This window comes from Methylobacterium indicum (assembly GCF_001043895.1).
GTDB lineage: Bacteria > Pseudomonadota > Alphaproteobacteria > Rhizobiales > Beijerinckiaceae > Methylobacterium > Methylobacterium indicum.
Genome location: NZ_JTHF01000379.1, coordinates 1 through 4,419 on the forward strand (window position 1 = coordinate 1; position 4,419 = coordinate 4,419).

Sequence of the window (4,419 nt, forward strand, 5' to 3'; positions counted from 1 at the left end):
AAGGAGATCCGGGAACCAGCGCAAGGACTCGCGAAGCGACCGATCTCTGCAACGTTGCAACCTGCAGAGCCGCTTCGCGGCACTTTCCCTGCTGGATCCCGGATCTCCCTCCGCTTCGCTTCAATCGTCCGGGAAAGGGGTGCGTCATCGTTTTCGGCCGTGCGGCCGGCCCCCGACCGATCAGGAACACACGTCGATGGATTTCGATCTGAGCGAGGAGCAGCGCCTCCTCAAGGACAGCGTCGAGCGGCTGCTCGCCGACCGCTACGATTTCGAATCCCGCAAGCGCTACGGGAAGGAGCCGGAGGGCTTCGCCAAGGCGATGTGGGCGGCTTACGCCGAGCAGGGCCTGCTCGCCGTGCCGTTCTCGGAGGAGGATGGCGGCATCGGCGGCGGGCCGGTCGAGACGATGATCGTCATGGAGGCGTTCGGCGGCGCCCTGGCGCTGGAGCCCTATCTGGCGACCGTGGTGCTCGCCGGCGGCGTGCTGCGCCACGCCGCGAACGCCGAGCAGCGGGCCGAATGGCTGCCCGGCCTCATCGCCGGCGAGACCCGCTACGCCTTCGCCCACAGTGAGCGCCAGGCCCGCTACGACCTGAACGATGTCGGCGTCACCGCGCGCCGCGACGGCGACGGGTGGGTGCTGGAGGGGGAGAAGTCGCTGGTCCTGCACGGGGACAGTGCTGACCGGCTGATCGTCTCCGCCCGCACCGCCGGCTCGCGGCGCGACCGCGACGGCATCGGGCTGTTCCTGGTCGAGGCGAATGCCGAGGGCGTGTCGCGCCGCGGCTACCCGACCCAGGACGGGCTGCGGGCGGCGGAAGTCTCGCTGTCCTCGGTCCGCGTCGGGGCGGAGGCGGTGATCGGCGACCCGGCAGGCGCGCTTCCGGTGATCGAGCGGGTGACCGACGAGGCGATCGCCGCACTCTGCGCCGAGGCGGTCGGCGCCATGGACCGGATGCACACTCTGACGGTCGAGTACCTCAAGACCCGCAAGCAGTTCGGGGTGACGATCGGCTCGTTCCAGGTGCTCCAGCACCGGGCCGCCGAGATGTTCATCGCGCTCGAACAGGCCCGTTCGATGGCCTTCCTCGCCACCATGATGGCGGGCGAGGACGATGCCGAGGAGCGCGCCCGGGCCATCGCCGGAGCCAAGGTCCAGATCGGCCGCTCCGGCCGCATCGTCGGCCAGGGCGCGGTGCAGCTCCATGGCGGCGTCGGCGTCACCATGGAGTACAGCGTCGGCCACTACTTCAAGCGGGTCACGATGATCGACCAGCTCTTCGGCGATGCCGACCACCATCTCGGCCGCGTCGCCCGGATGGGCGGGCTGATCGCCGCCTGACGCGGGATCGCGCGGGAGATGAATCCCGCTCATCTCGGCGCGGATAAAACTCGTTTGAGTTCCGCCCCGGGCGATTGTTGGGTGATCGTGCCTCAAGAGCACCCGACAATCCCCGGGAGGGAATCCAGATGACCGGCACCGAGCCGCGCGCGCTCGCGGATGCGATCCGCTTCCTGTCCATCGACGCCATCGAGCGGGTGGGCGAGGGGCATCCGGGCACGCCGCTCGGCGCTGCCGACACGGTGACGGCGCTCTTCACCCGCCACCTCAAGTTCCTGGCCCGCGAGCCGCTGTGGTTCGACCGCGACCGCTTCGTCGAGTCGAACGGCCACGGCTCGATGCTGCTCTACTCGCTGCTCCACCTCTCGGGCTATGCGGGGATCGGGCTCGACGACATCAAGCGCTTCCGCGAGCTCGGCTCCCCCTGCGAGGGCCATCCGGAATACGCCCCCGCCCACGGCATCGAGACCACCACCGGCCCCCTCGGCCAGGGCATCGCCAACGCCGCCGGCATGGCGCTGGCCGAGGCTTATCTGAATCGCTGGCTCGGGCCCGACCTCATCGACCACCGCACCTATGCGCTGGTCGGCGACGGCTGCCTCCAGGAGGGCGTCGGCCAGGAGGTGATCTCGCTCGCCGGCCACCTGCGGCTCGGGAAGCTGACCTTCCTCTGGGACGACAACCGGATGACCGACGACGGCGCGATCGACCTCGCGCTGAGCGACGACATGGCGGCGCGGTTCCGCCTGAGCCACTGGCACGTCCAGGAGGTCGACGGCCACGACATCGAGGCGGTCTCGGCGGCGCTCCTTCTCGCCAAGGCCGATCCGCGCCCCTCGATGATCCGCTGCACCACGGTGATCGGCCGCGGCCTGCCCGGCGTCGAGGGCACGCGGGCGGCCCATTCCGCCCGCATTCCGGCTTCTTTGAGCGAGGCCGCCCGCAAGGCGCTGAACTGGCCGCACCCCGCCTTCGAGATTCCGGACGAGATCCGGGCCGCCTGGCGCGCGGCCGGCGAGCGCAACGCCCCCGAATTCGACTCCTGGACCCGCCGCGTCGCCGCCCTGCCGCCGGAGCGCCGCCGCCTGCTCGACCGCCTGCGCGAGGGCAAGCTGCCGGAGGGCTGGGAGGCGCCCCTGCGCGCCTTCCGCGACGAGGCCGCCCGCGCGGGCAAGGCGCAATCCGGCATCGCGCTCTCGGGCGAGCTGGTCGACCGCCTCGCGGATGCCATCCCGGAACTCCTCTCCGGCGCGCCGGACCTGGAGGGCGCGACCCAGCACAAGCGCAAGCTCAAGGCCTTCACCGCCGAGGACCAGGGCGGGCGCTACGTCCATTACGGCATCCGCGAGCATGCCATGGGGGCGATGATGAACGGCATGGCCGCCCATGGCGGCGTGGTGCCGGTCGGCGTCACCTACCTGGTCTTCTCCGACTACCTGCGCCCGGTGCTGCGGCTCGCCGCCATGATGGGGCTGCCGGTGCCGTTCGTGTTCAGCCACGATTCGGTCGGCATCGGCCGCAACGGGCCGACCCACCAGCCGGTCGAGTACCTGGCCTCGCTGCGCGCCATCCCCAACATGCTGGTGCTGCGCCCGGCCGACGCCGTCGAGGCGGCGGAATGCTGGGAGATCGCGCTCCGGACCCGCACCGGCCCGTCCTCGCTGATCTTCGCCCGCCAGGCCCTGCCGGCGGTGCGGCGCCAGGCGGGGTCAGAGAACCTGTCCGCCCGCGGCGCCTACGTGCTGGAGGAGGCCACCGGCCCCCGCCGCGTGACGCTGCTTGCCACCGGCTCGGAAGTGGCACTCGCCGTCGAGGCGCGCCGCCGGCTGGAGGAGGAGGGGGTCCCGACGGCGGTGGTCTCGATGCCGTCCTGGGAGCTGTTCGAGCGCCAGGACGCCGCCTATCGCCGCGCCACGCTCGGGCCCGGCACCGTCCGGGTCGGGGTCGAGGCCGCGGTGCGCCTCGGCTGGGACCGCTATCTCGGCGAGGAGGGCGGCTTCGTCGGCATGAGCGGCTTCGGCGCCTCGGGGGCGGAGGCCGACCTCGCCCGGCATTTCGGCCTCACCCCGGAACGGGTGGTGGAGGAGGTGCGGGCGCGGCTCGGCACCGTCTGAGCGGAACTCCTGCAGAGCGATCCCACAATCGCGATTCCCCACCCGATTGCCTCCTCGTGAGGCATCGACCGGCTCGGTGGGATCCCGGGCTACGGCCAGGGCGAGGCGCTGGCCGCCGGGCGCGACGGATAGCGTCGAGCGGCCGGCACGTTGAACCGGATCCCGGCGCGATCGGGTGGGGGGCCTCGCTGCGCGCGCCAGCCTGCGCCGCGAGGTTGCCGATCAACAGCCGTGGGCAGTCCTGGAAAGAGAACGGCCTTCACCGCTCGTTCTTCCGGCCGATCCGGACACCGGATGACGCGGGCTACGCAGATGTCGCCGAGTCGGACACTGGTTCGGCGGCAAAAATCTGCGACAAGACAAGAACCTGAGCGGGCGAAGCGTTGGCCTGCCAACGCAAATCTGCTCAGGTGGCGGACGGCCTCACCTTCCACGGTCTGCGCCACACCGGGGCGACGCAGACGTGCCGGCTCGATTTCGACACGCGCACGATCGCCCACATGCTCGGCCAGGAGACCGAGGACATGACGGCGCATGACTTGCGGGAAACCGACCTCGGGCCGAAGCTGAGCGGGGGTTGGCGACCAAGCTGGTTGAGCAGCACAGGAAGCGCGAGGGGAGTGTCCAACCGTGCGGGCCGGGTTGTCTAACCGCCTGCCAAGCCAGTTGAAAATCGAGCGCTCGATGCCTGGCGAATAAGGTGGCTGGGGGACGTGGATTCGAACCACGACTAACGGAGTCAGAGTCCGCCAATAAGCTGTTTGAAAACATACACTTGGCACGCAGCCATCGCGTCTAGATTGAAACTGAAAGCGCTCGCATTTTCGCGCATTCTGTCTAGACGGGGAGGGGGCGAATCCTTTTCCATTCTCCACCCGTTCTAGGCCCGCGGTCTCGCCAGCCTCTTCCCCGGGCGTCGTCCTGTGCCGCGGGCTACGGCCCGATGAGTGGCGCGAGACC

Annotated in this window: 2 protein-coding genes; both read left to right on the forward strand. The window is 70.3% G+C overall.

Annotation, left to right across the window (positions count from 1 at the left end; genetic code table 11):
- The first annotated feature begins 196 nt into the window (after window positions 1-196).
- Window positions 197-1,345 (forward strand): acyl-CoA dehydrogenase family protein, encoded by a 1,149-nt coding sequence (locus QR78_RS30365; RefSeq protein WP_048431359.1) that lies wholly within the window; start codon window positions 197-199, stop codon window positions 1,343-1,345.
- Between the two features lie 128 nt (window positions 1,346-1,473).
- Window positions 1,474-3,459 (forward strand): transketolase family protein, encoded by a 1,986-nt coding sequence (locus tag QR78_RS30370; protein WP_048431360.1) that lies wholly within the window; start codon window positions 1,474-1,476, stop codon window positions 3,457-3,459.
- Window positions 3,460-4,419: the final 960 nt, after the last annotated feature.